The organism is Pseudomonas sp. NPDC088885 (genome assembly GCF_044750025.1).
Lineage (GTDB): Bacteria > Pseudomonadota > Gammaproteobacteria > Pseudomonadales > Pseudomonadaceae > Aquipseudomonas > Aquipseudomonas rustica.
Genome location: NZ_JBIVJB010000068.1, coordinates 1 through 26,699, shown reverse-complemented (window position 1 = coordinate 26,699; position 26,699 = coordinate 1). Strand labels below are relative to the sequence as shown.

At 59.8% G+C, this 26,699-nt stretch carries 23 protein-coding genes; 10 read left to right on the top strand and 13 right to left on the bottom strand.

Annotated elements, in window-relative coordinates:
• From ACIP1X_RS21365 to ACIP1X_RS21355, 3 genes are all read left to right on the top strand, one after another.
• Positions 1-698: TerC family protein (locus ACIP1X_RS21365; protein WP_400754892.1), on the top strand; the 698-nt coding region annotated here is incomplete at its 5' end.
• A gap of 464 nt (positions 699-1,162) precedes the next feature.
• Positions 1,163-2,821 (top strand): Na/Pi cotransporter family protein, encoded by a 1,659-nt coding sequence (locus ACIP1X_RS21360; RefSeq protein WP_053125366.1) that lies wholly within the window; start codon positions 1,163-1,165, stop codon positions 2,819-2,821.
• Between the two features lie 169 nt (positions 2,822-2,990).
• The gene (locus tag ACIP1X_RS21355; RefSeq protein ID WP_053125368.1) at positions 2,991-4,370 is read left to right on the top strand and encodes a pitrilysin family protein; all 1,380 of its coding nucleotides are present in this window, start codon (positions 2,991-2,993) and stop codon (positions 4,368-4,370) included.
• 283 nt (positions 4,371-4,653) lie between these two features.
• Here the strand turns inward: ACIP1X_RS21355 and ACIP1X_RS21350 are convergent, their stop codons facing one another.
• The gene (locus ACIP1X_RS21350) at positions 4,654-5,712 is read right to left on the bottom strand and encodes an IS110 family transposase (protein ID WP_400754895.1); all 1,059 of its coding nucleotides are present in this window, start codon (positions 5,710-5,712) and stop codon (positions 4,654-4,656) included.
• Positions 5,713-6,060: 348 nt separating this feature from the next.
• Here ACIP1X_RS21350 and ACIP1X_RS21345 point away from each other — a divergent pair, with 348 nt between their 5' ends.
• Genes ACIP1X_RS21345 through ACIP1X_RS21325 form a run of 5 tightly spaced genes read left to right on the top strand, consistent with a single transcriptional unit; the run spans position 6,061 to position 10,652 of the window.
• On the top strand, positions 6,061-7,089 hold the full coding sequence (locus ACIP1X_RS21345; protein ID WP_053125370.1) for a DUF5924 family protein: 1,029 nt from the start codon (positions 6,061-6,063) through the stop codon (positions 7,087-7,089).
• 54 nt (positions 7,090-7,143) lie between these two features.
• Positions 7,144-8,292, top strand: coding sequence for an ABC transporter permease (locus ACIP1X_RS21340; protein WP_053125372.1), 1,149 nt, complete (start codon positions 7,144-7,146; stop codon positions 8,290-8,292).
• On the top strand, positions 8,289-9,092 hold the full coding sequence (locus tag ACIP1X_RS21335; protein ID WP_053125373.1) for an ABC transporter ATP-binding protein: 804 nt from the start codon (positions 8,289-8,291) through the stop codon (positions 9,090-9,092). Before ACIP1X_RS21340 ends, ACIP1X_RS21335 begins: the two co-directional genes overlap by 4 nt.
• A gap of 1 nt (position 9,093) precedes the next feature.
• A complete protein-coding gene (locus tag ACIP1X_RS21330; RefSeq protein ID WP_212545451.1) occupies positions 9,094-10,032 on the top strand; it encodes an MlaD family protein in 939 nt (312 codons plus the stop codon).
• On the top strand, positions 10,029-10,652 hold the full coding sequence (locus ACIP1X_RS21325; RefSeq protein ID WP_282351148.1) for an ABC-type transport auxiliary lipoprotein family protein: 624 nt from the start codon (positions 10,029-10,031) through the stop codon (positions 10,650-10,652). The genes ACIP1X_RS21330 and ACIP1X_RS21325 overlap by 4 nt, the downstream gene beginning before the upstream one ends.
• A gap of 788 nt (positions 10,653-11,440) precedes the next feature.
• Here the strand turns inward: ACIP1X_RS21325 and ACIP1X_RS21320 are convergent.
• From ACIP1X_RS21320 to ACIP1X_RS21300, 5 genes are all read right to left on the bottom strand, one after another.
• Positions 11,441-12,670, bottom strand: a complete 1,230-nt coding sequence (locus ACIP1X_RS21320) for a nucleoside recognition domain-containing protein (RefSeq protein WP_159813394.1) — start codon at positions 12,668-12,670, stop codon at positions 11,441-11,443.
• Positions 12,671-12,901: 231 nt separating this feature from the next.
• The gene (gene gltP, locus ACIP1X_RS21315; RefSeq protein WP_400754888.1) at positions 12,902-14,233 is read right to left on the bottom strand and encodes a glutamate/aspartate:proton symporter GltP; all 1,332 of its coding nucleotides are present in this window, start codon (positions 14,231-14,233) and stop codon (positions 12,902-12,904) included.
• Positions 14,234-14,945: 712 nt separating this feature from the next.
• Positions 14,946-15,410 (bottom strand): inhibitor of vertebrate lysozyme family protein, encoded by a 465-nt coding sequence (locus ACIP1X_RS21310; protein ID WP_053125383.1) that lies wholly within the window; start codon positions 15,408-15,410, stop codon positions 14,946-14,948.
• A gap of 2 nt (positions 15,411-15,412) precedes the next feature.
• The gene (locus ACIP1X_RS21305; protein ID WP_003177151.1) at positions 15,413-15,577 is read right to left on the bottom strand and encodes a DUF1328 domain-containing protein; all 165 of its coding nucleotides are present in this window, start codon (positions 15,575-15,577) and stop codon (positions 15,413-15,415) included.
• Positions 15,578-15,655: 78 nt separating this feature from the next.
• Positions 15,656-15,943 (bottom strand): hypothetical protein, encoded by a 288-nt coding sequence (locus tag ACIP1X_RS21300; RefSeq protein WP_212550252.1) that lies wholly within the window; start codon positions 15,941-15,943, stop codon positions 15,656-15,658.
• Between the two features lie 430 nt (positions 15,944-16,373).
• Here ACIP1X_RS21300 and algB point away from each other — a divergent pair, with 430 nt between their 5' ends.
• Positions 16,374-17,720 carry a sigma-54-dependent response regulator transcription factor AlgB gene (gene algB / locus ACIP1X_RS21295; RefSeq protein ID WP_053125387.1) on the top strand — a complete coding sequence of 449 codons (1,347 nt, stop codon included), beginning with the start codon at positions 16,374-16,376 and terminating at the stop codon, positions 17,718-17,720.
• Positions 17,721-17,730: 10 nt separating this feature from the next.
• Entirely contained in the window at positions 17,731-19,521 is a 1,791-nt protein-coding gene (locus tag ACIP1X_RS21290; protein ID WP_053125389.1) for a KinB sensor domain-containing domain, read from the top strand.
• Here ACIP1X_RS21290 and ACIP1X_RS21285 read toward each other — a convergent pair.
• From ACIP1X_RS21285 to ACIP1X_RS21255, 7 genes are all read right to left on the bottom strand, one after another.
• Positions 19,518-21,131, bottom strand: a complete 1,614-nt coding sequence (locus ACIP1X_RS21285) for an EAL domain-containing protein (protein WP_212545455.1) — start codon at positions 21,129-21,131, stop codon at positions 19,518-19,520. The two genes, ACIP1X_RS21290 and ACIP1X_RS21285, sit on opposite strands and share 4 nt — an antisense overlap.
• A gap of 75 nt (positions 21,132-21,206) precedes the next feature.
• Complete coding sequence (locus ACIP1X_RS21280; protein WP_400754884.1) at positions 21,207-21,989, bottom strand: N-acetylmuramoyl-L-alanine amidase; 783 nt, start codon at positions 21,987-21,989, stop codon at positions 21,207-21,209.
• Positions 21,990-22,090: 101 nt separating this feature from the next.
• Positions 22,091-24,115, bottom strand: coding sequence for a diguanylate cyclase (locus ACIP1X_RS21275; RefSeq protein WP_400754881.1), 2,025 nt, complete (start codon positions 24,113-24,115; stop codon positions 22,091-22,093).
• Positions 24,112-24,990 (bottom strand): endonuclease/exonuclease/phosphatase family protein, encoded by an 879-nt coding sequence (locus tag ACIP1X_RS21270; protein WP_159813387.1) that lies wholly within the window; start codon positions 24,988-24,990, stop codon positions 24,112-24,114. The genes ACIP1X_RS21275 and ACIP1X_RS21270 overlap by 4 nt, the downstream gene beginning before the upstream one ends.
• Before the next feature lie 14 nt (positions 24,991-25,004).
• Positions 25,005-25,646: a thiol:disulfide interchange protein DsbA gene (gene dsbA, locus ACIP1X_RS21265; RefSeq protein WP_159813385.1), complete on the bottom strand. Its 642-nt coding sequence runs from the start codon at positions 25,644-25,646 to the stop codon at positions 25,005-25,007.
• A gap of 266 nt (positions 25,647-25,912) precedes the next feature.
• Positions 25,913-26,524: a cytochrome c gene (locus tag ACIP1X_RS21260; protein WP_008081240.1), complete on the bottom strand. Its 612-nt coding sequence runs from the start codon at positions 26,522-26,524 to the stop codon at positions 25,913-25,915.
• A 43-nt stretch (positions 26,525-26,567) separates the two neighbouring features.
• Positions 26,568-26,699 (bottom strand): c-type cytochrome (locus ACIP1X_RS21255; RefSeq protein WP_400650306.1); only part of this gene is annotated, 132 nt, incomplete at its 5' end.

Sequence of the window (26,699 nt, the reverse complement as noted above, 5' to 3'; positions counted from 1 at the left end):
GCTTCGATATCATCATCATTATTTCGATACTGGTCAGACGAATTCCTAAACACATGCATCAGCGCTCCCGGATCTTCGGTCTTGGCCTGGCCATGATCACGCGGATCCTGTTGCTTCTGTCGATCACTTGGGTCATGCGCCTCACCGCCGACCTGTTCGAAGTGTTCGGCCAGGGCATTTCCGGTCGCGACCTGATCCTGTTCTTTGGTGGTCTGTTCCTGCTGTGGAAGAGCTCGCAGGAGATGTATCACGCGCTGGAAGGTGAAGACGAAAGCGACGACACCCCCGGCGGCAAGGGCGGCAACTTCCTCTACACCATCATTCAGATTGCGATCATCGACATCGTCTTCTCGCTGGATTCGGTGATCACTGCTGTCGGCATGGTTTCGCACGTGCCGGTGATGGTCGCGGCGATTGTTGTGGCGGTGCTGGTGATGATGCTGGCGTCGGGCAAGATCAGCGAATTCATCGACAAGCACCCGTCGCTGAAGATGCTCGCGCTGTCGTTCCTGCTGGTGGTCGGTACCGTGCTGATTGCCGAGTCGTTCGACGTGCATGTACCGAAAGGCTACGTCTACTTCGCGATGGGCTTCTCGCTGGCGGTTGAGGCGATCAACATCAAACTGCGCGGCGCGATTGCCCGTAAGAAAAAGCAGCAAGACCCGGTGAAACTGCGCAAGGACATCCCGGGCCAGTAACCCGGTAGTCCGGCAATACGCATTACCCCTGTGGGAGCGAGCCTGCTCGCGAAGACGGAGTGTCAGCCGACAGCAATGTTGACTGATCCACCGCTTTCGCGAGCAGGCTCGCTCCCACATTTGTTTTGGGCGATATCCAGACTTTTTTGTACCCGCAAAAACCTGTGGCGAGGGGATTTATCCCCGATGGACTGCGCAGCAGTCCCCTGCTTTTGGCTTAAACAACGGGGGCCGCTGCGCGACCCATCGGGGATAAATCCCCTCGCCACAGGATCATTGGTGGATTGGAAATCTGAGAGGTGCATGAAGCGCTTTTCATGACACTTTTGTTTCAATCAACACTTTAGCTGTGCAATGCTGGCGCCCAGTCCGTTAGCCAACTACAGCTTAAGTATCAAAAACGTAGAAACCGCGCGGTACCGTCAACTTGCTCCTTTGGGGCACTGCTATTACAGGGGGTCTGCATGCTCACCCTGCTCAATCTGCTTTCCGCCGTCGCCCTGCTGATCTGGGGCACGCACATCGTTCGAACCGGCATCCTGCGGGTATACGGCACCAATCTGCGCCATGTGATTGGCCAGAACATGTCCAAGCGCTGGCTCGCGTTCGTGGCCGGCATCCTCGTGACCGCCATGGTGCAGAGCAGCAACGCCACCGCCATGCTCGTCACCTCCTTCGTCGGCCAGGGCCTGATGGCGCTGACCCCGGCGCTGGCGACCATGCTCGGTGCCGACGTCGGTACCGCGCTGATGGCGCGGGTGTTGACCTTCGACCTGTCGTGGCTGTCGCCGCTGCTTATTTTTCTCGGGGTGATTTTCTTTCTGTCGCGCAAACAGACGCGGCTCGGGCAAATGGGCCGGGTGTCGATCGGTCTCGGCCTGATCATTCTCGCGCTGCAACTGATCGTCGAGGCCGCCGCGCCGATCACCCACGCTCAGGGCGTGAAGGTGATTTTCGCCTCGCTGACCGGCGATATCCTTCTCGACGCCTTGGTCGGCGCGCTGTTCGCGATGATTTCCTACTCCAGCCTCGCCGCCGTGCTGCTCACTGCCACACTGGCCGGCGCAGCGGTGATCAGTCTGCCGGTGGCGATCGGTCTGGTGATCGGCGCCAACATCGGCAGCGGCGTGCTGGCGTTCATGAGCACCAGCATGCAGAACGCCGCTGGCCGGCAAGTGGCGTTGGGCAGTCTGTTGTACAAACTGATCGGCCTGCTGCTGATCATCCCGGTGCTCGACCCGCTGGTGCACTGGATCGACAGCCTCGATTTCAGCCCGCAGGAAATGGTCATCGGCTTCCACCTGCTCTACAACACCGCGCGCTGCCTGATTCTGCTGCCGAGCGTCGGCCCGATGGCGCGACTCTGCGCCTGGCTGCTGCCGGAGCGGCCGGAGCTCAACGGCACCGCCAAACCGCGTCACCTCGACGCCACCGCGCTGGTCACCCCGAGTCTGGCGCTGGCCAACGCCGCGCGGGAAACCCTGCGCATGGGCGATCTGCTGGAGAACATGCTCGACGCCACCCTCGATGTGCTGCGCGGCAAGCAAACCGCCGTCACTCAGGAAATCCGCCGGCAGACCGACGACATCGAATCGCTGTACAGCGCGATCAAGCTCTACCTGGCGCAGATGCCGCGCGAAGACCTCGGCGAGCAAGACAGTCGACGCTGGGCCGAGATCATCGAACTGGCGATCAACCTGAAGCTTGCTAGCGATTTGATCGAACGCATGCTGCGCAAGATCCAGCAGCAGAAAACCTCGCAGCGCCGCTCGTTCTCCGAAGAAGGTCTGGAGGATCTGGCCGGGCTGCAGCAGCAATTGATCTCCAACCTGCGTTTGGGGCTGTCGGTGTTTCTCAGCGGTGATCGTGAAAGTGCTCGCCAATTGCTGCGTGAAAAACGCCGCTTCCGCGCGCAGGAACGCCGTTTGGCCCACGCGCATGTCAGCCGTTTGCAACGCAAGATTGTGCAGAGTATTGAGACCAGTTCGCTGCACCTGGAGTTGATTGCTGACATGAAGCGTTTGAATTCGCTGTTTTGCGGCAGTGCGTATGTGGTGCTGGAAACGGCGGACACCGGGGCGCTGGCGTCGGATGATATTGCCGACATCACGCATTCGCCTTGAACGTTTTACGGCTGGGTTTAGTCAGTTACATTGATTCAGCCTTCAGGCCGCTATCGCGAGCAGGCTCACTCCTACAGGGGGACGCATTCCAAATGTAGGAGTGAGCCTGCTCGCGATGGGGCCCTGACTGACGACACGGATCTCCAAATCAGCCGTATGGAAGCCTGTTATGCGTTGCCTGTTGTTCGCCTGTCTGTTGCTCGGTTCCCTGCCCGTCTTCGCCCTGGATCGCTTTCAGGTCGAAGGCTATGCGCTGCCCAACGGTTTGCAGTTGCTGCTCAAACCCGGCACCGAACGCGGGCATGTGGCGATCCGCTTGGTGGTCGGCGTCGGCCTCGATGATTTTGATTGCGACGACAAAGAGTTGCCGCACCTGCTCGAGCATCTGCTGTTCAGCGGCATCGACGCCACCGGCGAAGGTGGTTTAGAGGAACGCATGCAGGCACTGGGCGGTGACTGGAACGCCTTTACCAGCAACGCCGACACCACGTTCGTCATCGAAGCCCCGGCGAAAAACCAGCGCAAGGTGCTCGACCTGCTGCTCGATTTGCTCACGCAAACACGCATCGACGAAAACGCGATCAACGCCGCCAAACGCGTGGTCGAGCGCGAGGACGGCGGCCATTACACGCGTCTGCAACGCTTCCTCGACCGCCAGGATCTCGGCCACACCGCGAGCAATCAGCTCGCGGTCGAACTGGGCCTGAAATGCCCGCAACGCGCCGAGGTCGGCCACCTGACCCAAGAGCAACTGGAGAAGGTGCGCAAAGCCTGGTACGCGCCGAACAACATGACCCTGATCGTCGTCGGTGAACTCGACAAACTGCTGCCGGCCTATCTCGAACGCGCCTGGGGCGCGCTCGAAGCGGTTGAGCCGAGCGAGCATCGACCGCTGCCGGACATCCGCACCAGCGCCGCCCATGAACGCACCCTCACCCGTGGCTTTATCGGCGACAGCGCTAAGCTGCACTGGCTGGTGCCGGAACCGGTGATTGACGATCAGTACGACGAGACGTTCGACATCCTCAAGGATTATCTGGACTGGGCGCTGTACCGGCAGATCCGCCTCAACCACGGTTTGTCGTACGGGCCGTGGGCTGAGCGCGAAGTGTTTGGTGGTGTCGGGTTCATGAGCCTGAACGCTGATCTTGATCGCGATGACGTCGACGAAGCCATCCAGGTGCTCGAAGACCTCAAAGCCGACCTGCTGAAAAACGGTCTCGACCCGGCGACTTTTGCCCGCATCAAACAGGCATCCATCGCCCACCAGGCGTGGGCGGTGCAGGGTAATAGCGCGATGGCGGATTATTACTGGAGTGCCCTGAGCGACTACGAGGACGGTCGCTTCGCCAACCCGGCGCGCGAGCTGCAAGGGGTGACGCTGGAAGCGGCGAATAAGGCCATGCGTGAGTTGCTGTTGCAGCCGGGGTATTTGCGGATCGAGAAGCCGTTGATCAGTGATGATCAGGTGTTGTGGTTGAGTGCGGGTGGCTTGGGCTTGGTGCTATTGATCCTGATCGGCTGGCGCTTGCATCGTAAGCGGGGTTGAAGATCAAAAGATCGCAGCCTTCGGCAGCTCCTATGTATGGACTCGCCCCACCATTCAACCTGTTTTTGAACACTGCTACCCGGTTGCATCTATGTATAAGGCCTATTCGAGGAAGCGTTAAGCGGCTTCTGGCCAACATTGGGTAAGCTCGCGATATGCCGATTACAGTAAGGCCTCAAGGGCCAGTAGGAGCTCAGGCATCAATTCGCGACGGTCTGACCTGGGGTCAATGTTCTTAGCATGGGTTGAAGCGGCTTAGCGCCTCGGTGGCAGAACTCTTTTATCAGTGACTCATCGTCGCCTCCTGGCCGTTGCCTGGCTGGCGACGATATATTTGATCGTTTTGCAGCAGCACCCAGAGAATCCGAAGATTGCGATTGGCCAATCGCACCGCAGCCTCCTTGCGACCTAGTCGGTTGATCCAGCGCTGGAGACGCTTGTCGTCCGGCTGCTCTGAATCCGGTCGTATCTGTCTCAAAACAGCATGAGCGCCCTGAATCGTCAGGCTGCGCAAATACGCATCACCACGCTTGCTCATCCCGCCCAGTCGGGTCTTCTCGCCAGAACTGTGCTGGTTCGGCACCAATCCGAAGTACGCAGCGAACAAGCGCGCGTTGGCAAAGCGTTCAGGCTCGGTCTGCTTGGCTATCAGCGCCGTGGCGATGATCGGGCCAACACCGCGCACCGTCATCAGCCGTTTCGCCGTCTCGTCCTCCTTCGCTGCCGCTTCCAGTCGACCGGTCAGTACGTTGACGCGATCGCCCAAATGACCCCATTCGCCCAGCAGCTCGGCGATCAGTTCGCGCAGCAGATCGGGCAGCGGTTGAGTGGCATCCTCCAGTATTCGAGGCACGAGCTGGCTATTCGCAATTTCGCCCTGCGCCATGGCCACGCCATGTTCGAGCAGTAAACCGCGCATCTGATTACCGACCGCAGTGCGCCGCCGCACATATCCCTGACGGGCCCTATGCAAAGCCTGCATCGCCAACGCCGCTGCACTCTTGATCGGCACCGCCGAGATTTTGCAGTCGCGGCCGGCACGCAAAATAGCCAAAGCATCGTTGCGATCATTTTTCGGGCCACTGCGATGACTGGCAACCAATTGAGCGGGCAGGATGCGAACGCAATTACCCTGCATTTGCAGCAACCGTGCCCATGCTTGAGCACCGGGCCCGGTTTCTACCAACACCGTCACGCTTGGGGGAAGCTCACGGAGAAATACCTGAAAGGCTTCTCGTGACTTGATTCGCTCCTCGAATATCACCATGCCGAGGGCATCTTCCCCGGCCACCTGGAAAACCCTTTTGGCAAGATCCACCGCAACGGTGGAGCATGCCGACACATCGGCTGACAAAGACTGATTGTTCGTCGTATGCTTTTTCATGGCCTCGCCCTCGCTGTCGTTGGCTTCTATAAGAATGCCACCGTGGCGCACAGACGCCTCGGCTTGGGCGAGTCCATACAATTACATGCAATACCATGTTGTGATGATGAGGTTCTTGTGGCGAGGGGATTTATCCCCGTTCGGCGGCGCAGCCGTCGTAAATCCTGCGAATGCATTTTGTCTGGATGAATCGAGTTGCAGGGTTTGGGGCTGCTTCGCAGCCCAACGGGGATAAATCCCCTCGCCACAGGGGCTAGGCGGCGGTAACCTTTCCGGGATTTTTCCTACAGCGTTGTGAACCCCGACATGCCGAAAATACAGCTCTTGATCCAGCGCATTCTCGAACTGATGAAGCGCTATCCCGGGGTCATTGCGCTCGGTGGTTTCATCTCCGGGGTCGGCAGTTTCATCATGGTCGATCGTCAGCAAGGGCTGGCGAGCTGGATCACGGTGATCATGCTGCTCAGCTGGATCTGGCTGATGCTGGAAAACACCCTCACCGGCCTGTTCACCCGCATCTTCAAACGGGAAATTCCCCAGCCGTTGCTGCGTTACGCAACGCAAATGATCCACCAGGAAAGTCTGTTTTTCGTCCTGCCGTTCTTCTTTATCACCACGACGTGGAACAGCGGTCAATTGGTTTTCACCGGCCTGCTCAGCGTCGCGGCACTGATCTCCATCGTCGATCCGCTCTACTACAAATGGCTGGCGCCACGGCGCTGGGCGTTCCTCGCGTTGCACACCCTGACCCTGTTCGCCGCCCTGCTCACCGCGTTGCCGGTGATCATGCACCTGACCACCTCGCAGAGTTTCAAGTGGGCGCTGGGTATTGCCGTGCTGTTGTCGTTCCCGAGTCTGGCGTCGATCTTCCCGATCCGCACGGTGCGCAACGCGCTGGCGATTCTGTGCATCACCGTCGGCATCGGTGGCGTCGGTTGGGTGCTGCGTTCGTGGGTGCCGCCGGCGACGCTGTGGATGACCGACGTGGCGATCAGCACGCAATTGCAGGATCGCACCCCCGGCGCCAGCCTCGACACGGTCAGCGCCGAGCAGATTCGTGGCGATGGCCTCTACGCCTACACCGCGATCAACGCGCCACGCGGCCTCGATGAGCGGATTTATCACGTCTGGCAGTTCAACGGCAAAGAGGTCGACCGCATCCCGCTCGACATTCATGGCGGGCGCAAGGAAGGCTACCGGGCGTGGACGCACAAGCAGAATTTCCCCGGCAACCCGGCGGGCAAATGGCAGGTGCGCGTGTTGACCGAGGATGGCCAGGTGATTGGGGTGCTGCGCTTCGAAATCACCGACAGCACAGCCATCAAAGAAAAGTAGTCCGGTTCGTGCTATTACCTATCCCAGCGTAATCAGCCGAAAAGCACGGAGCTTATGACCAGCAGTTCGATCAGCGGCAATGCCCAACTGGACACGTCGATCAGCCCTGCCCGCCTGCGCGTGACCGGGGACTGGACGCTTGCCCATTACGCCGAGCTCAAGACCCTCAGCGAAAAGCTCCACGGCCAATACGACGCCAACACCCCGATTGACCTCAACAGCCTCGGCGCCCTCGATACCGCTGGCGCTTCGCTGCTGGTCGAACTGCTCGGCTCCGAGCGCCTCGGTAAATCGGCCGAGCACCCTGATTGCACGATTTCCACCGCCGATCGCGCGTTGCTGCAAACCGTGTATCGCTCGATGACCGATTTCTGCGTGCCGATCAAGGAAGCGGAAATCAGCGTCAGCGTGCAATTGCTCACGCGCATCGGTCGTGCGGTCGATACGGTCTGGCAGGACACCCTGCAACTGCTCGGCTTCGTCGGCCTGATTCTGGAAACCATCGCTCGCAACCTGTTCCGGCCCAAGCGCTGGCGCATTACGCCAATGATCGCGCACATCGAACAGACCGGCCTCGACGCCGCACCGATCGTGGCGTTGCTGACCTTTCTGGTCGGCGCGGTGGTGGCGTTCCTCGGCGCGACGGTGCTGGCCAGTTTCGGCGCGACGATTTTTACCGTGGATCTGGTCGGTTTCTCGTTCCTGCGTGAATTTGGCGTGCTGCTGACGGCGATCCTCATGGCCGGGCGCACCGCCAGTGCCTTCACCGCGCAGATCGGCTCGATGAAGGCCAACGAGGAAATCGACGCGATCCGCACCCTCGGCCTCGACCCGATGGAGCTGCTGGTGGTGCCGCGCGTGCTGGCGATGCTGGTGGCGCTGCCGATGTTGACCTTTCTGGCGATGCTCTGCGGGATCATTGGCGGCGGTGTGGTCTGCGCGGTGTCGCTGGATATTTCGCCGGCGATGTTCCTTACGCTGCTGCAGTCGGACATCGGCGTGCAGCACTTTCTGGTCGGCTTGGTAAAAGCGCCGATTTTCGCCTTCATCATTGCCGCGATTGGTTGCCTGGAAGGCTTCAAGGTCAGCGGCAGCGCCGAGTCGGTCGGCGCGCACACGACGTCTGCCGTGGTGCAGTCGATTTTCGTAGTGATCGTGCTCGACGCGGTCGCCGCACTGTTCTTCATGGAGATGGGCTGGTGAGTCGTCTACCCCGCGCGCCCTCGGAGGCGGTGATCGAAGTCCGTGGCCTGTGCAATCGCTTCGGTAGCCAGAGCGTGCACGAAAACCTCGATCTGGATTTATACAAAGGCGAAATCCTCGCCGTGGTCGGCGGTTCCGGCAGCGGCAAATCGGTTTTGCTGCGCAGCATTGTTGGCCTGCGTCGGCCCAGCGAAGGTATCGTCAAAGTGTTCGGCAAGAACCTGCCGAGTCTGTCGGAGCACGAGCGTTCGATGGTTGAACGACGCTTCGGCGTCTTGTTCCAGAAAGGCGCGCTGTTTTCCTCGCTGACGGTGACCGAGAACGTCGCCCTGCCCCTCATTGAACACGCCGGCCTCAGCCGCAACGACGCCGAACATTTGGCCGCCGTGAAGCTGGCGCTGGCCGGGTTGCCATTGTCGGCAGCGGATAAATATCCTTCGTCGCTGTCCGGCGGCATGATCAAGCGCGCCGCTCTGGCCCGGGCCTTGGCGCTGGATCCGGACATTCTGTTTCTCGATGAGCCCACCGCCGGCCTCGATCCGATTGGCGCCGCGCAATTCGACCAATTGATCCTGACCCTGCGCGATGCGCTCGGTCTCAGCGTGTTTCTGGTGACCCACGACCTCGACACGCTCTACACCATCACCGATCGCGTGGCGGTGCTGGCGCAGAAGAAAGTGCTGGTCGCCGGCCCTATCGACGTCGTTTCGGAGACCGACGACGCCTGGATTCACGAATACTTCCACGGCCCGCGCGGCCGCTCGGCGCTGGACGCCGCCAAATTGCTCAACGAGGTCTGACATGGAAACCCGAGCGCATCATGTGTTGATCGGCCTGTTCACCGTGATTGTGGTGGCAGGCGCCCTGCTCTTCGGTCTGTTTCTGGCCAAGTCCAGCGTCGACACCGAATTCAAGGATTACGAAATCGTCTTCAACGAGGCGGTCAGCGGCCTGTCCAAAGGCAGTTCGGTGCAGTACAGCGGGATCAAGGTCGGCGACGTGATCAGCCTGCGCCTCGATCCGCAGGATCCACGCCGGGTGCTGGCGCGGATTCGTCTGGCCGGTGACACCCCGGTCAAAGAAGACACCCAGGCGAAACTGGCGCTGGCCGGGATCACTGGCACGTCGATCATCCAGCTCAGCGGTGGCACGCCGCAGAGCGCGAAACTGCGTGGGCATGACGGTAAGCTGCCGCTGATCGTCGCCTCGCCTTCGCCGATCTCGCGTTTGCTCAATGACAGCAACGATTTGATGACCGGCATCAGCGCGCTGCTGCAGAACGCCAATCAGATGTTTTCCCCAGAGAACGTCGAGCGCGTCAGCAAAACCCTCGCGCATCTGGAGCAAACCACCGGCACCATCAACGATCAACGCGGCGACATCAAACAGGCCATGCAGCAACTGGCGACGGTCGGCAAACAGGCTGGCAGCATGCTCGAACAGACCTCGTTGCTGATGCGCAACGCCAACGGCTTGCTCAACGATCAGGGCAAACAAGCGCTGGGCAGCGCCGAGCAGGCGATGAAGTCGCTGGAGCAAAGCACCACGACGATCAGCGCCCTGCTCAACAAAAACGAAAACTCCCTCGACAACGGCATGCAGGGCCTCAATGGCCTGGCCCCGGCGATCCGCGAACTGCGTGAGACGCTGACCTCGCTGCGCGCCATCTCGCAACGCCTTGAGGCCAACCCTAGCGGCTACCTGCTGGGCCGTGACAAGAACAAGGAATTCACGCCATGAAGCTGACTCGCCTCGCCCTCCTCGTTGGCTTCACCTTGATCAGTGCGTGCTCGATCCTGCCCAAGTCCGAACCGTCGGATGTGTATCGCTTGCCAGCCGCACAGGCGCCCGCCTCGACCCGTTCGGCGGCGGCTCAGACCTGGTCGTTACGCTTGAATAAATTGCAGTCCAGCGAAGCGCTGAACCGCTCGAACATCGCGGTGATTCCGCAGGGCGATGTGATCAGTAGTTACAAGGCTTCGCGCTGGAGCGATCCGGCGCCGGTGCTGGTGCGTAATCGCTTGCTCGACGGCTTTCAGCGTGATGGACGGGTGACGTTGCTGAGCACGGATGACAGCAACTTTGCTGCGGATCTGGAACTGGGCGGGAGTTTGCAGGCGTTTCAGACCGAATATCAGGGCACGCAGGCCAGCGTTGTGGTGCGGGTCGATGCGTTGCTGGTGCGCGGTTATGACCAACGGATTCTCGCCAGTCGCCGCTTTGAAGAGCGCCAGCCGCTGAGTGATGTGCAGGTGCCGGCGGTGGTCGCCGGTTTTGGCCAGGCCAGTGATCGCCTGACCGCGAAGGTTGTCGCGTGGGCCGTAGATCAAGGCCAAAAACTGGCCCCGCCAAAACCCTAACCCCCACACAGAACCCCTGTAGGAGTGAGCCTGCTCGCGATAGCGGTGTATCAGTCAATATTATTGCTGGCTGACCCACCGCATTCGCGAGCAAGCCCGCTCCCACATTTGATCTGTGTTCAGCCGAAAAACCAGTAGCAGTAGCACTGGCCCCCAAAACCCTAAGCCCCACACAAAACCCCTGTGGGAGCGGGCTTGCTCGCGAAGGCGGTGTATCAGTTAACTTTACTGGGGGCTGACCCGCCGCTTTCGCGAGCAAGCCCGCTCCCACATTTGATCTGTGTTTAGCCGAAGAACCAGTAGCAGTAGCACTGGCCCCCCAAAACCCTAAGCCCCACACAAAACCTCTGTGGGAGCGGGCTTGCTCGCGAAGGCGGTGTATCAGTCAACATTATTGCTGGCTGACCCACCGCTATCGCGAGCAGGCTCACTCCTACAGTTTGGAATTGTGCTTAGCCGAAGAACAAGTAGCAGTAGCACTGGCCCCCCAAAACCCTAAGCCCCACACAGAACCCCGGTGGGAGCGGGCTTGCTCGCGAAGGCGGTGTATCAGTTAACTTTATTGGGGGCTGACCCACCGCTATCGCGAGCAGGCTCACTCCTACAGTTTGGAATTGTGTTCAGCCGAAGAACCAGTAGCAGTAGCACTGGCCCCCCAAAACCCTAAGCCCCACACAAAACCCCTGTGGGAGCGGGCTTGCTCGCGAAGGCGGTGTATCAGTTAACTTTATTGGGGGCTGACCCACCGCTTTCGCGAGCAGGCTCACTCCTACAGTTTGGAATTGTGTTTAGCCGAAGAACCAGTAGCAGACGAAGATCGCGCCGACCACGCCGGCAAATTCCGCCAGCAACGCACACCCCACCGCATGCCTTGCGCGCTGGATCCCCACCGCGCCGAAATACACCGCCAGCACATAGAACGTCGTTTCAGTACTGCCCTGAATCGTCGCCGCGACCAGCGCCGGGAAGCTGTCGACGCCCGAGGTTTTCATCGTCTCGATCAGCATCGCCCGCGCCGCACTGCCGGAGAATGGTTTGACCATCGCCGTCGGCAACGCATCGACAAACCGCGTGTCCCAACCGGCCCATTCGACCAGATGGCGAATACCGTCCAGTCCAAAATCCAGCGCCCCGGAAGCACGCAGCACGCCCACCGCGCAGAGCATCGCCACCAGATACGGCAGCAGATTCTTCGCAACGTCGAAACCTTCTTTGGCGCCTTCAACGAACGCTTCGTAAACCTTCACTTTCCTCAACGCGCCGATGATCAGAAACAACATGATCAATCCGAACAGCGTGAGATTGCCGAGGATCGACGACAATCCCGCCAACGCCGTCGCCGACAGCGTGCCCAGCAGCGCCATAAAGCCGCCGAGAACCAGCGCGCCGGGAATCAGATAAGCCAACACCACCGGATCCCAGATCCGCAGGCGCTGCATGAATGCTACCGAGAGGAAGCCGACAATCGTCGAGCAACTGGTCGCCAGCAGGATCGGCAGGAACACCAGCGTCGGATCCGGCGCGCCTTGCTGGGCGCGGTACATGAAGATCGTTACCGGCAGCAGGGTCAGGGAGGAGGCGTTGAGCACCAGGAAGAGGATTTGCGCGTTACTGGCGATGGTCGCGCTGGGATTGAGCTCCTGCAGCGCCTTCATGGCTTTCAGGCCGATAGGCGTGGCGGCGTTGTCGAGGCCCAGACCGTTGGCGGCGAAGTTCAGGGTGATCAGGCCAAGGGCAGGGTGACCGGCCGGGACTTCCGGCATCAGCCGCAGGAACAGCGGGCCGAGGACTTTCGCCAACCAGTCGACGATTCCGGCCTTTTCGGCGATGCGCAGGAAACCCAGCCACAGGGTGAGGGTGCCGAACAGCAGCACCATGACTTCGACCGAGAGCTTGGCCATGGCAAAAATGCTCTCCACCATCGCCGCAAAGATCCCGGCGTTGCCGCCGATCAGCCACTGCGCCAGCGCCGACACGGCTGCCACGATGAAGAAGCCAAGCCACAGGCCATTAAGCATCAGTCAAATCCCCCGAAGAATGCGGCGAATGATAACGGCGTGGCCAGAAACGACAAACCCCGGATTTCTCCGGGGTTTGTGTGCGCATCTTTTGTGGCTTGGCTCACATCCCCTGTGGGAGCGAGCCTGCTCGCGAAAGCGTCCTGTCAGTCACATCAATGCTTAATGACATACCGCCTTCGCGAGCAGGCTCGCTCCCACAGAAAAGCCGATTTCCACAGGTCTCAGCAATCAGTTCTTGGAGATTTCGCCCGCTGGCAGTTTGGTCTTGGTGCGCCAGTGTGGCAGGGAGTTCCAGTAGCGCTCGCCCTTGGCGTCGTCGTACATGCCTTCCCAGCGCGAGATAACCAGCACGGCCAGTGCGTTACCGATCACGTTCAGCGCGGTACGGGCCATGTCCATGACGCGGTCGACACCGGCGATGAACGCCAGACCTTCCAGCGGAATACCGACGCTGCCCAGGGTAGCCAGCAGCACCACGAAGGACACGCCCGGCACACCGGCGATGCCTTTGGAGGTGACCATCAGGGTCAGCACCAGCAACAGTTGCTGGCTGATCGACAAGTCGATGCCATACAGCTGCGCGATGAAGATTGCCGCGATCGACTGATACAGAGTCGAACCGTCGAGGTTGAACGAGTAACCGGTCGGTACCACGAAGCTGCAGATGGCTTTCGGTGCGCCGTAGGCTTCCATCTTCTCGATCACGCGTGGCAGCACGGTTTCCGAGGAAGCGGTGGAGTAGGCCAGCACCAGCTCATCCTTGAAGATGCGCATCAGCTTGAACACCGAGAAACCGAACATCTTGGCGATCAGGCCCAGCACCACGAAGGCGAAGAAAGCGATGGCGAAGTAAACCAGGATCACCAGTTTGGCCAGCGGCACCAGCGAGGCGAAGCCGAAGTTGGCCACGGTCACCGCGATCAGAGCGAATACGCCGATCGGCGCATAGTTCATGATCATGTGGGTGACTTTGAACATGCTTTCCGAAACGCCTTGGAACATCTTCACCAGCGGCTCGCGCAGATCCGACTGCAGGCTCGACAGACCGAGACCGAACAGCACTGAGAAGAAGATGATCGGCAGCATTTCGCCGCGAGCCATGGCCGCGAAGATGTTCGACGGAATCAGGTTAAGGATGGTCTCGATGAACGCGTGTTCATGCTGTACCTCGGCGGCAGTCGCCTGGTACTTGGAGATGTCCACTGTGCCCAGCGTGCTCATGTCAATGCCGGCACCCGGATGGAACAGGTTGGCCAACAGCAAGCCGACAACGATGGCGATGGTCGTGACGATTTCGAAGTAGATGATGGTTTTCAGGCCGATACGCCCGAGTTTCTTGGCGTCGCCCACGCCAGCAATGCCGACGATCAGGGAAGAGATGACGATCGGAATCACGATCATCTTGATCAGACGGATAAAGATATCGCCTGCCGGTTGCAAGACATTGCTGATCCACCAGGCCTTTTCGGCACTGAAGTGGTTGAGCAACGCCCCAATTGCAATCCCCAAAACCAGACCGATGAGGATCTGCCAGGCGAGGCTGAGTTTTGCCTTCTTCATTATCTTTACCCTTACTTGCGTTTGACTCAGGCACATGCAGGAACTGGAACGCTTTTTAGCGGAAAAGTCTTTGCATCTGCCTCCGTATAAGGTGCCCCGAAGCGCGTATTCACGGCTCTCCGGCAGGCGAAAAAAGGCGCAACTATTCCGATGCAAGGTTGCGCCGTCTAATGCCGTAAACGCCTACCCTATGCCGAATCGGCATGAGCTTTTTTAAATGAAACTGGCGTCCCAACCGGTTCGATTGCGACATTTCGGCCGGCATAACTGCCGTGAACCGGCCATCACAGCCTGGGTTGGTGGTTTTTTAATCAGGAAAAATCGACAGAAATTTGAGGAAAAAGCCTACGCAGGAAGACTAGAAGTCCTCTTGAATAGAAGTCTTCTTTCTCGATATACGGTCGCCCGGAAACACCGCGTAATGTTTTCGCGCGCAGTCTGGTCGCAAAAAAGCATGAGCAGGTCGCTCTGGATCAATGTTTTGATGGTTTTTTGCTGAGGATGAAGCTCAGCGCAAGTCCGTCGAACCACTGGGGGTTGGCGAACCTGCGTCGCAGCTTTGACGTGCCCTGACCCGGCCCTCTCGCAGGCACTCCCTGTACCCGTAGGTCACTCCGACCCTGTAACAGTCAGAACGTCCCGGCCCCTTGGTCATGCGCCGAGCCTCCTCGGCTCGGTGCAAAGGAAGGCAGCAGGGCTGCTGCCTTCATGTTCAATACCAGTTCGGATCTTTCTTCAGGGTTTCCATCAGCAGATCCTGCATGCCTTGATCGGGTTTGCCGAGGAAGCGGTAAGTGGCATGTCGCGTGGGCGACTTGTCGGCCGGCAGTCCTTCAGGCACATCGACGAGCATGGCGTATGCATCTTTCTTGTCGAAACTGAACGCGACGATCAAGCGGTGGTTGAGGCACTTGTCCTGCGATTCGCAGAGCGGCCCAACCAGATACTTGTCGCCGTCTTCAGTGACGGCATTCATCTGTTGGTCAGGTGTACCGGAGAGGTTCATCACCCATTCCGGCAGGCGCTCTTCCTTCTTCACCACGCCTTCCCACGTTTCCCGATACTGCGGGTCGGAACTGAGCAGTTCGTTGACCCGCGTCTGGCCGTCGTTGGCCGCCATCGCCATGGCACTACCGCCCAGAAGCAGGGCGGCTGCCAATGCTTTTAAAGCATTCATCGTTAACCTCGGCCGCGACGGCCAAAGAAGAAGGAAGCGATGAACATCACCAGGAACACGACAAAGAGAATCTTGGCGATACCCGTGGCGGTGCCCGCGATACCACCGAAGCCCAGTACTGCAGCGATGATGGCAATGATCAAGAATGTAATTGCCCAGCTCAACATGGTGATTCTCCTTACTTCTCTATTTAGGGGTGTGGCGTGTTCCGGCGCTGCGCGCCCGAATTTGTAAAATCAGATCGATCAGAAAACCCAGCGCTCTTCGCGTGGCAGCTGATCCAGTGGCTCCGCCTGGTCGACCGACATCATGCGCATCGGCGCACTGTCTTCCTGGGCGCTGCTGACAGCGCTGAAATGGCTCTGTGTCGCGTGCTGTATCGAGATCAGCGGTGCCTCTGGCTGCTGGGCGTTTTCCCAGCGCAGGTATTGCTGGCAAGCGATCAGGGTGATCAGCAGCGCAAGTACGCCAAACAGACCTTGCTGGATATGCAGTGGCGAGATACGCACTTGGGCGGCACGTTGGCGAGTCATCCTGGGTTCCTCACTCTCTTATTCGGTTAGGGCAGTTCTGATCTGCCCGGGCTGATAGAGATATTGCAGACTGCATGCCAGTTTTTTATTTGATTAAAAAACCAATAAAAACAATAGGTTACGATCGATCTGAAAATCTTTCGCGACGCATCCTGCACGATGGCTCTTCCACGGTCGTGCAAACCGCACGATTATTTCGTAGGAGAATTCATTCTTATGGAATTGAGTTGAGGTCTTGGATGTCAGAAAAGGACGCAGGGAATCCCCTGCAAATCGCTGTTTGTTTAAAAAATCAACAAAATCAACGTATTGGCCCTGAAGGCTGGAGAGAGCTACCCTCCTATGGCTCGCATCGTTCAGAATCAACCATGCAACTTGCCCGATTTTTCCGGGACTAACCCAAGACCAATCTTTATGGAGCGTAGGAAAAATGGAATCTGCCACGGAGCAACAAGGCCGCATTCTGCTGGTGGATGATGAATCCGCCATCCTGCGAACCTTCCGTTATTGCCTCGAAGACGAAGGCTATACGGTGGCCACGGCCAACAGCGCCGCTCAGGCCGACGCACTGCTGCAACGCCAGGTCTTCGACCTGTGTTTCCTCGATTTGCGTCTGGGTGAAGACAACGGTCTCGATGTACTCGCGCAAATGCGCATTCAGGCGCCGTGGATGCGCGTGGTGATCGTCACCGCGCATTCCGCTGTTGATACCGCTGTAGATGCGATCCAGGCCGGTGCTGCCGACTATCTGGTCAAGCCGTGCAGCCCTGATCAGTTGCGTCTGGCCACCGCCAAACAACTGGAAGTGCGCCAACTGTCGGCGCGCCTCGAAGCCCTCGAAGGCGAGATCCGCAAGCCGAAGGACGGGCTCGATTCCCACAGCCCGGCGATGAAAGTCGTACTGGAAACTGCACGGCAAGTCGCGGGCACTGACGCCAACATTCTTATCCTCGGCGAGTCCGGCACCGGTAAAGGTGAACTGGCCCGCGCCATTCACGGCTGGAGCAAGCGTGAGAAGAAATCCTGCGTCACCATCAACTGCCCGTCGCTGACCGCAGAATTGATGGAAAGCGAGCTGTTCGGTCACAGTCGCGGCGCGTTTACCGGTGCCAGTGAAAGCACGCTGGGTCGCGTCAATCAAGCTGACGGCGGCACGCTGTTTCTCGACGAGATCGGCGATTTTCCATTGACGTTGCAACCCAAGTTGCTGCGCTTTATTCAAGACAAGGAATACGAACGGGTAGGGGATCCGGTTACCCGTCGCGCCGATGTGCGAATTCTCGCGGCGACCAACCTCAATCTGGAAGACATGGTGCGCGACGGTCGCTTCCGTGAAGACCTGCTCTATCGCCTTAACGTCATCACCCTGCATTTGCCGCCGCTGCGTGAGCGCGCCGAGGACATCCTCACCCTGGCCGATCGCTTTCTGGCGCGCTTCGTTAAAGAGTACGCGCGTCCTGCACGCGGTTTCAGCGACGAGGCCCGTGAAGCACTGCTGGGTTATCGCTGGCCGGGCAACATTCGTGAGCTGCGCAACGTGGTCGAGCGGGCGAGCATCATTTGCCCGCAAGAACGCGTGGAAATCAGCCACCTCGGCATGGCCGAGCAACCGGCCAACAACGCACCACGGGTCGGCGCCGCGCTGAGCCTGGATGAGTTGGAAAAAGCCCACATCGGCGCGGTTCTCGCCACCGCCGGCACCTTGGATCAAGCAGCGAAAACCCTCGGCATCGACGCCTCGACCCTGTATCGCAAGCGCAAGCAGTACAACCTGTGAGTGCCGGGCGATGAAACTGGCGATGAAGTTGCGCACACGGTTGTTCCTGAGCATTTCCGCCTTGATCACCGTGGCGTTGCTCGGGCTTCTGCTCGGGCTGGTCAGCGTGATGCAGATGGCCGGCTCGCAGGAAGCGCTGTTGCGCAACAACTTCGTCACCCTTGATCTGGGCCTGAAGATGCGGCAAACGCTGGGTGATCAACTGATCCTCATGTTGGCCGAAAAGCCGGATGACGCCGCGTTCGAAGCGTCCAAACAGCATTACTTCGAGCTGCTCGATGAAGGCATCGCCCAGGAACGCGGTGATGATGATCGGCAGTACGGTTTCAGCCAGGCCAAAGCGGATTACATAAGTTTTCTGCAGGCGTTTGACCTGTCCCGTGACCCGGCGACCGCGTTGAGCAGCAATGCCAACTTCAGGGAACGCTTCAATGCGCTGCGCAACGGTTTGATCACCGAGCACAAGCATGCGCTGGACAACATTAATGCCGTGCAACACGCCGCCCGCGAACGGGCGTTGCTGGTTGCCGGCCTGCTGGGGCTGGTCGGGCTGGCGGTGTTGATCATCGGTTTTGTCACCGCTCACGGCATCGCAAGACGCTTCGGCGCGCCGATCGAGGTGTTGGCGAAAGCTGCCGATAACATCGGGCAGGGCAACTTCGAAGTAACCCTGCCGATTTCCTCAGCGATGGAAGTGAACCTGTTGTCCCGGCGTTTCGGGCTGATGGCCGAAGCACTGCGCGAGCACCAAGCGACCAACGTCGACGAGCTTCTGGCCGGCCAGCAACGGTTACAGGCCGTGCTCGACAGCATCGACGATGGCTTGCTGATGATCGACCGTCAGGGCCATCTGGAACACCTCAACCCAGTGGCGCAGCGCCAATTGGGCTGGGAGGACGATCGTCTCGGCCAAGGCCTCGGCACCGCGCTCGGAAGGCCTGAACTGGACGCCCAATTGCAACTGGTGCTGCGTGGCGGCACGCTTGAGCGCGCGCCGGAAGATTTGAGTATCGAGGTCGACGGCGAATCGCGTCTGCTGACGTACAGCCTGACACCGGTCAGCCACACCCAAGGGCATATCCTCGGCGCGGTGATGGTGCTGCACGACGTCACCGAGCAGCGTGCTTTCGAGCGGGTGCGCAGTGAGTTTGTCTTGCGTGCTTCCCACGAATTGCGCACGCCGGTCACCGGCATGCACATGGCGTTCGGCCTGTTCCGCGAACGGGCGAAATTTCCGCCGGAGTCGCGCGAGGCTGATCTGCTCGACACCGTGAACGAAGAAATGCAGCGCCTGATGCAGTTGATCAACGACTTGCTCAACTTTTCGCGCTACCAGAACGGTTTGCAGAAACTGACGCTGGCACCGTGCTCCATCGAAGATTTGCTCGAACAGGCGCAGCTGCGGTTCGCCGATTCGGCGGCGGCGAAGGGCATTGCCCTCAATGTCGAGTTGCAAGGCCCGTTGCCGCGTTTGCAGGCCGATCAGGCGCAACTCGATCGCGTGCTCGACAACCTGATCGACAACGCCTTGCGCCATACCGCCCGCGACGGCCAGATCCGTTTGCAGGCCCGTCGGCATGGCGAGCGGGTGATCATCAGCGTCGAAGACAACGGCGAAGGGATTGCCTACGGCCAGCAGGGGCGGATCTTCGAACCGTTCGTGCAGGTCGGGCGCAAGAAGGGCGGCGCCGGGCTTGGTCTGGCGCTGTGCAAGGAAATCGTCCAGCTGCATGGCGGGCGCATGGGCGTGTATTCACGGCCGGGGCAGGGCACGCAGTTCTACATGGCGTTGGCAGTCTAGGCTTCGTCATCCATGCGACGGCCAGCGAGTCGTCGGCCTCGGGTGATCAGTTCGATAAACTGCACCGCGCTCAAGGCATGGGCGAACAGCCAGCCCTGACCAAATTTCACCCCTTCGCTGCTGAGCAACTCGGCTTGCGATTCCAGTTCGATGCCTTCGGCAATCACCTTCAGATCCAGCGCCTGCGCCATGTGAATGATGTGCGGGGCAACGCCGCTGCTGGCGGCGTCATGGCCGAGCGCGTCGATAAAGGCTTTGTCGATTTTCAGGCAGTCTACCGGCAGGGTTTGCAGGTAGGCGAGGCTGCAATAGCCGGTGCCGAAATCGTCGATCAGCACTTGGTGGCCGACATCGCGCAGGGCTTGCAGATTTTCCCGCGCCACCACCACATCGATCAATCCACGTTCAGTCACCTCGAAGGCAATCTGCCGCGCCGCCACCCGGTGCAGGGTCAGCAGGCGCGCCATGACCTGGCCGATGCGCGGCACCATCACGTCGCACGCTGCGAGGTTCACCGAGATATACAGCTGTGGGTTGGCGCGCAGGAGCTGACCGAGTTGCTCCAGCAATCGCTGGAGAACGAAGTCAGTCATCTGCCTGATCTGCCCAGTGTTCTCCGCCATCGGGATAAACAGGTCAGGGCTGGTCAGCGTGCCGTCCGGGCGCCGCCAGCGCAGCAGGGCTTCGGCGCCGACGCAGTTGCGACTGTCGAGATCGAAGATCGGTTGATAGAGCACCTGCAACTCGCCACGGCGAATCGCGCCGTGCAGCTCGGCGTCTATCGACTGACGCTGGCGCACCAGCAAAAACACCAGGAACCCGGCCAGCGCGCCGAGCAAGAGGCAGGCTGGCACCATCCACCACCAGACGGCGGGAATGTGCATGCCGCTGCGCGGCGAGATCAGCACCAATTGATATTCCGGGTTATCGGTGGGCATGCGGTAGACGAGGCGGGTTTGCGTGACTTGCAGTGCTTCGCGGTTTTTCGGTGGCCAGTGCTCGGTTGGCGGCCAGGCCTGCTCTGTGCCAAGTACCGGGATTGCTCGCGTGCCGTGATCGAGCACCACCAGCAGGCTGCTGCCGGGCGACAGGTCGACCATGTCGGTCAAATGTCCGCGCGAAGTGGCCACGCGAAAATTACCGCGACCCAGCATCAGTGCGGCGCGGTTTTCATCGGGTTCAGTTGTGGTGTTTAGCCAATAGCTGTAGGTCGGGCCTTTGATGTCGGGTTGGCGAGCAACCGTCAAACCTTCCTGACGCGGACGGTTGGAACAGGTTCGGGTGCCATCGCTGTAGGCGGCTTCATAGACGAAGCGATAATTGAAGGTGACTTGCTGCAGGGTGGCAATCATGTCGCCGTCACAACTGCGCAACGGCTGTGCTTCGAGGTCGTCGAGACTTTCCCGCAACTGGCCGAACAATTGTTCGAGGCGGGCGAGGAAACGTTCGCCTTGCGCGTTCATTTCGCGGCTTTCGCTTTGCTCGACCTGATGCATCGCAAAGAACATACCGCCGGCGATCAGCAGGCTGGCACTGAGGACAGCCGCGATCGTCGCCAAAAACCAGGGGCGATAAAACCAGCTTCGCAGCGTCTCTCGGGTAGCAACCATATGGAATATCCGAAGAATTACCAATGAGTTATAGCTGCTGATTGCGATTTCGCCCTGACCGTCGGGCGGGCGTCATTATTTTGTCTGATTAAGTACCAACAACAATGCCGCCGTTTGCGCATCCGGGGTGCCATCGAAGCGCGAAGGGCGGTAGTGCATCTGGAATGCGGCGAGGACATGTCGGGTGGCGACGTCGAGTTCGCCGGTCTGCGGCGTGTCGTAACCAAGGTGCGCGAGTTGCCCCTGGAACCAGCTGATGCTCGGCAGTTCGCCGCTGTTGAACAGCGCCTGCTGGCGTACCACCGCTTGTTCATTGGGCCACAGGCCCAGGCCTGCGTCAGCCAGACGCTTCCACGGGAATAGCGGGCCCGGGTCGAGTTTGCGCAACGGCGCGATGTCGCTGTGGCCGATGATGTGGCGCGGGCTGATGCCGTTGCGTTTGCTGATGTCTTTGAGCAGGGCGATCAGCCCTTGGATCTGCGCTTCGCTGTACGGATACCAGAGGCGGCCGGTCGGCGTGTCTTTGAAGCCCGGGTTGACGATTTCGATGCCGATCGAGCTGGAGTTGAGCCAGGTGCGGCCCTGCCATTGGCTTTCGCCGGCGTGCCAGGCGCGCTGGTTTTCATCCATCAGCTTGTAGACGGTCGCGTTCTTGTCATCGCTGATCAGGTAATGGCTGCTGACTTCGCCGTGGGTCAGCAGTTGCAGCGAACGCTCCAGCGAAGCGGAGGTGTAATGGACGATCACGAACTGAATGCGGCTGTCGTAATTGGCCGAAGGGTGGCTGATGTCGTAACGCGGGGCGCTGGCACAACCGACCAGAACGAGCAGCGACGCGAGGAGGGCAAAAAATTTCATGGCTGAGAGCAATACACGCAAGACAGTAATGCAACAGTGTAACGTACTGCCTTGCGTCTCGACGGTCAGCGGGCGGATTTAAACAAAATGGAACAAATTGCTCAGCCGAGCTCGACCCGATTGCGTCCTGCGTTTTTCGCCCGGTACAGCGCCTGATCGGCTCTTTTCAGCACCAGATCGCTGTGTTCTCCGGCCTTGAACGATGCCAGTCCCATGGAAATGGTGATGGTCACGCGTTCGCCCTTGAAGTGGAACGGGCAGGCCTCGATCGCTGCGCGCAGCGTTTCCAACAGTTTCGCGCCGAGCGCTGGCGGCGTGGCCGGCAGCAACAGCACAAACTCTTCACCGCCAAAACGCGCAATGAAATCGGAACCGCGCAGGCGTTTGCGCAACACGGTGGCGATGATTTTCAGCACCTTGTCGCCGGCCAAGTGGCCGTAGTTGTCGTTGATGCGCTTGAAGTGATCGAGATCGAGCATCGCCAGGCTCAGGGTGTTGCCGTGCTGCTGCCACTGCTTGATTTCGTGCTCAAGGCGTTCGCTCCACGCGGCGCGGTTGGGCAGGCCGGTGAGCGGGTCGATCAGGGCTTTCTGGCGTTGTTCCTCAAGGTGTTCGCGGAAGCCTTGGGCTTCCTGTTCCATGTGCGCCACGCGCTCGGACAGGCCTTTGAGCCGCGTCGCCACTTCCTGCTCGCGGGCGTCGCGCTGCTTCTGGTGCTGATCCATGGTGCCGAGCAGGCCTTCCAGATGGTTCTCCAGCACTTGCTTGAGGTCATCCAGATCCGCCGCTTCCTGCACGCTGGTCTGCAAACCGTCGACCTGCTCACGGATTTGCGTGTCCATCGCCCGCGCCGCCGAGCTGTTGTCGGCATGGCCATCACTGGCGGCTTGCAGATTGCTTTGAAACGCTTCGAGGCGTTCGTTGAGTTGTTGCAGATAGGCTTCGAATTCGTGCTGACCGCTGTCGGTGATCGCCAGCATCAACGTCGCCAGATCATCGAGGATCGGGATCAGTTCGTACCAGTTCAAGCCGTGTTTCAGCCGCTCGCGCATCGCCTCGGCTTGCGGGCGATGGCGTTCGGGCAGGGTCAGGTCGTCGAGCAGACCGATCAGGGTGTCTTCGATGTGTTTGGCCACGGAGCTGTAGGAAGGCTCCGGGGTGTCCGGCAGAGAAAAAAGAATGTCTTGCTCGGGTTGTTCCGGGTCGATCGCGGCCAGTGCCTGGGCGATGGGTTCGGGCAGCGGCAGGCTGTCGAGGATCAGCGGGGACGGATCGCTGTGGTGGATCAGTTCGTCGGGGTTGAAGGCAACGTGGGGGGCAGGGGCGGCAATGACCTGCGGTTCCGGCTCGACGGCGATGACTTCTGCTGGAGCGCTGACGGCTTCGCTGGCGACGGTTGGCGGCACGAAGGCGAAGACGTCCGGTTCTGCCTGAATCGCCGTAGCGGGTGTTTCAGTGATCGCAACGCAAGGGGCTTCCTGGATCGGAGGCGCAGCTTTTACCGGTTCAATGACTTCGGCAGGCGCTACAGGCTCGGGTGCAGCAACCGGTTGAGCAGCTAGAACCGGCGCGGGCGCTTCTGTTGTCGGCGCATCATCGCTGTCACGACCGCCAAACAGACGCTGCAACAATCCCGGTCGCTCAGGTTCGGCAGGCGCGTCCAACTGACTCAACGCTTTACCCTGCAAACCACTGAGCTCACTCAGCAGCAGCGGCATTTCCCGCGCTGAACCGACGCGGCCATCCAGTTGCTTGGCGAATTTTTTCAGGGGTTGCGCGACTTCGCGAGGCAACGGCAAGGCTTGCAGTTGCGTCACCAGCGCTGTCAGCGCGGTGCTGACCTGATCGATGCGGGTTTCGCGGCGTTGCTCGGAGTCGAGCACGGCTTTTTCCAGGCGCGGTAGCAGGGCGGCGAGGCCGGCGTCCATGTCGTCGGTGCGCACCACGTCGCGCATCTCTTTCATGCATTGATCAACGACTTTGTCGGTGCCTTCGGCGGCCAATGTGCTGCGCACCAGCCCGCGACGCAGCAGGTCGAGCCTGGCGGCCCAGCGGCGTTCGAGTTTGTCCTGTTGTTCGATGCTTTTGAGGTATTTCTCTTTCCAGCGCTGGGCTTCGTCGCTCATTCAGGGGTTCCGCGAGGGTCAGGACTCAACGCGGGCAATGCATCAGCCGTGAGCGAACCCGGCAGACGAATCTCTACCGCGACCGGCAGGTGATCGGAAATGGGATGCGCCAGCACTTCGACCTTTTCCAGGGTCAGGGTCGGGCTGAGCAAAATATGATCAAGGCAACGCTGAGGACGCCAGCTGGGGAATGTCGCTTCCACCTGCGGGGCCAGCAGGCCGAGATCGCGTAACGGAGAATGTTGCAGCAGATCGCTGGCGTGAGTGTTCATGTCGCCCATCAACACCTGGTGTTTGTAGCCACCGATCAGCTCACGAATATAGGCCAGTTGCAGGCTGCGGGTTCGCGCGCCAAGGGCCAGGTGCATCATCACCACCACCAGCGCTTCCGGGCCTTCGCCGAAACGCAGCAGAATCGCGCCACGACCTTTCGGGCCGGGCAGCGGGTGATCTTCAATCGCCGACGGTTTCAGACGACTGAGCACGCCGTTACTGTGCTGGGCCAGTCGGCCGAGATTGCGATTGAGTTGTTGATACCAGTAAGGGAAGGCGCCGAGCTGGGCGAGGTGTTCGACCTGATTGACGTAGCCCGAACGCAGGCTGCCGCCATCGGCTTCCTGCAAGGCGACCAGATCGAAGTCGCCGAGCAGGTCGCCGATCTTTTGCAGATTGCCTGAGCGACCGTTGTGCGGCAGCAGGTGCTGCCAGCTACGGGTCAGGTAATGCCGATAGCGCTCGGTGCTGATGCCCACCTGGATATTGAAACTGAGCAGGCGCAGACGTTGGTCTGCGGGCAGGCCCGTGGACTCCAGGTGATGCTCGTTGACCTGCGGATCATGCAGGCCAACGATGCGTTCAGACTTCCAGCGGCGCATGGCGGGGGCGGCGCTTAGTTGGCTGCAGCCTTGGTTGCCGCTCGCTCTTTGGCGACCAGTTGGTCAGCCAGTTGCAGCGCTTGTTCGGCACCACCGGCAGAGCCGATGTCAAAGCGGTACTTGCCGTTGACGATCATGGTTGGAACGCCAGTGATTTCATACTTCTTGGCCAGTTCGCGAGCTTTTACGATCTGACCTTTGATGGCGAACGAGTCGAAAGTGGCGAGGAACTTGTCCTTGTCCACGCCTTGGGTGGCGAGGAAGTCAGCCATCTCGTTCTTGTCGGTCAGCTTTTTGTGTTGTTTCTGGATGGCTTCGAAAACCGCCGCGTGAACCTTGTGCTCGACACCCATCGCTTCCAGGGTCAGGAACATTTGGCCGTGAGCGTCCCACGGGCCGCCGAACATCGCCGGGATACGCACGAAGTTGACGTCGGACGGCAGTTTTTCAACCCACGGGTTGATCACTGGCTCAAAGGCGTAGCAGTGCGGGCAGCCGTACCAGAACAGCTCGACCACTTCGATCTTGCCAGGCTCTGCAACCGGTACCGGGTTGGCCAGTTCCACGTAAGGGGCGGCTGGGGCTTCGGCGGCTTGGGCGGTGACGCCGAACAGGCTGGCAGCGACGAGAGCGGCGCTGATGATCAGATTACGCATGCTTTACTCCTGGACAATTTTGGTCGCCTCGCGCGACCTGTTTTCAGACAGATCCTGGCGGGCATGAGTTCTGTAGTGTAACGGCAGCGGCCACAAAAAAGGGCGGCCAAAGCCACCCTTTTTATACTTGCTGCGACGGATTAATCGAGCGTTAACATTGCAGGAGATATCAACTCCTGCATTGGATCACGCAACACCCCTGTAGGAGCTGCCGAAGGCTGCGATCTTTTGAAATTCAGCCTCGCTCAACGCCCAATCCGGCGCGCTTAGTGCAGACCCTGAATGTAGCTGGAAACCGCTGCGATATCTTCATCGCTCAAGCGCTTGGCGATGGTCTGCATGGTCATGGTGTCGCCGTCGTTGGTACGGCCGCCTTCTTCCTTGCGGAAATCGGTCAGCTGCTTGGCGATGTATTGAGCGTGTTGGCCACCCAGGTGCGGGAAGCCGGCAGCGGCGTTGCCGGCGCCATTCGGCGAGTGGCAACCGGTGCAGGCTGGCAGGCCTTTGGCGAGGTTGCCGCCACGGAACAGCGCTTCACCGCGAGCGACGATCTTCGGATCGGCGGCGCCGACGCTGCCTTTCTGGCTGGCGAAGTAGGCGGCGATGTCGGCCAGATCCTGATCGCTCAGGTTGGTCAGCAGCCCGGTCATTTCCAGAACGGTGCGCTTGCCCGACTTGATGTCGTGCAGTTGCTTGGTCAGGTAGCGTTCACCTTGACCGGCCAGTTTTGGAAAGTTTGGCGCCATGCTGTTGCCGTCCGGGCCATGGCAGGCTCCGCAAACGGCGGCTTTTGCCTGGCCCGCTGCGGCATCACCGGCAGCATGGGCGAAGCCTGAGATTCCCACGGTCAACAGCAGACTCACGATCAATTTGTTCATCAGCTAATCCAACTACGGCTAAGGGTTAAGTTATGGACCGGGTTTACTCGCTCATCCAAAGGATGATGGCTTGGTAATCCTCGGCACTGCAGTCCATGCACAAACCACGCGGCGGCATCGCCTTGAAACCCTGGGTCACGTGTTGCACCAGCGTCTCCATACCTTTCGCCAACCT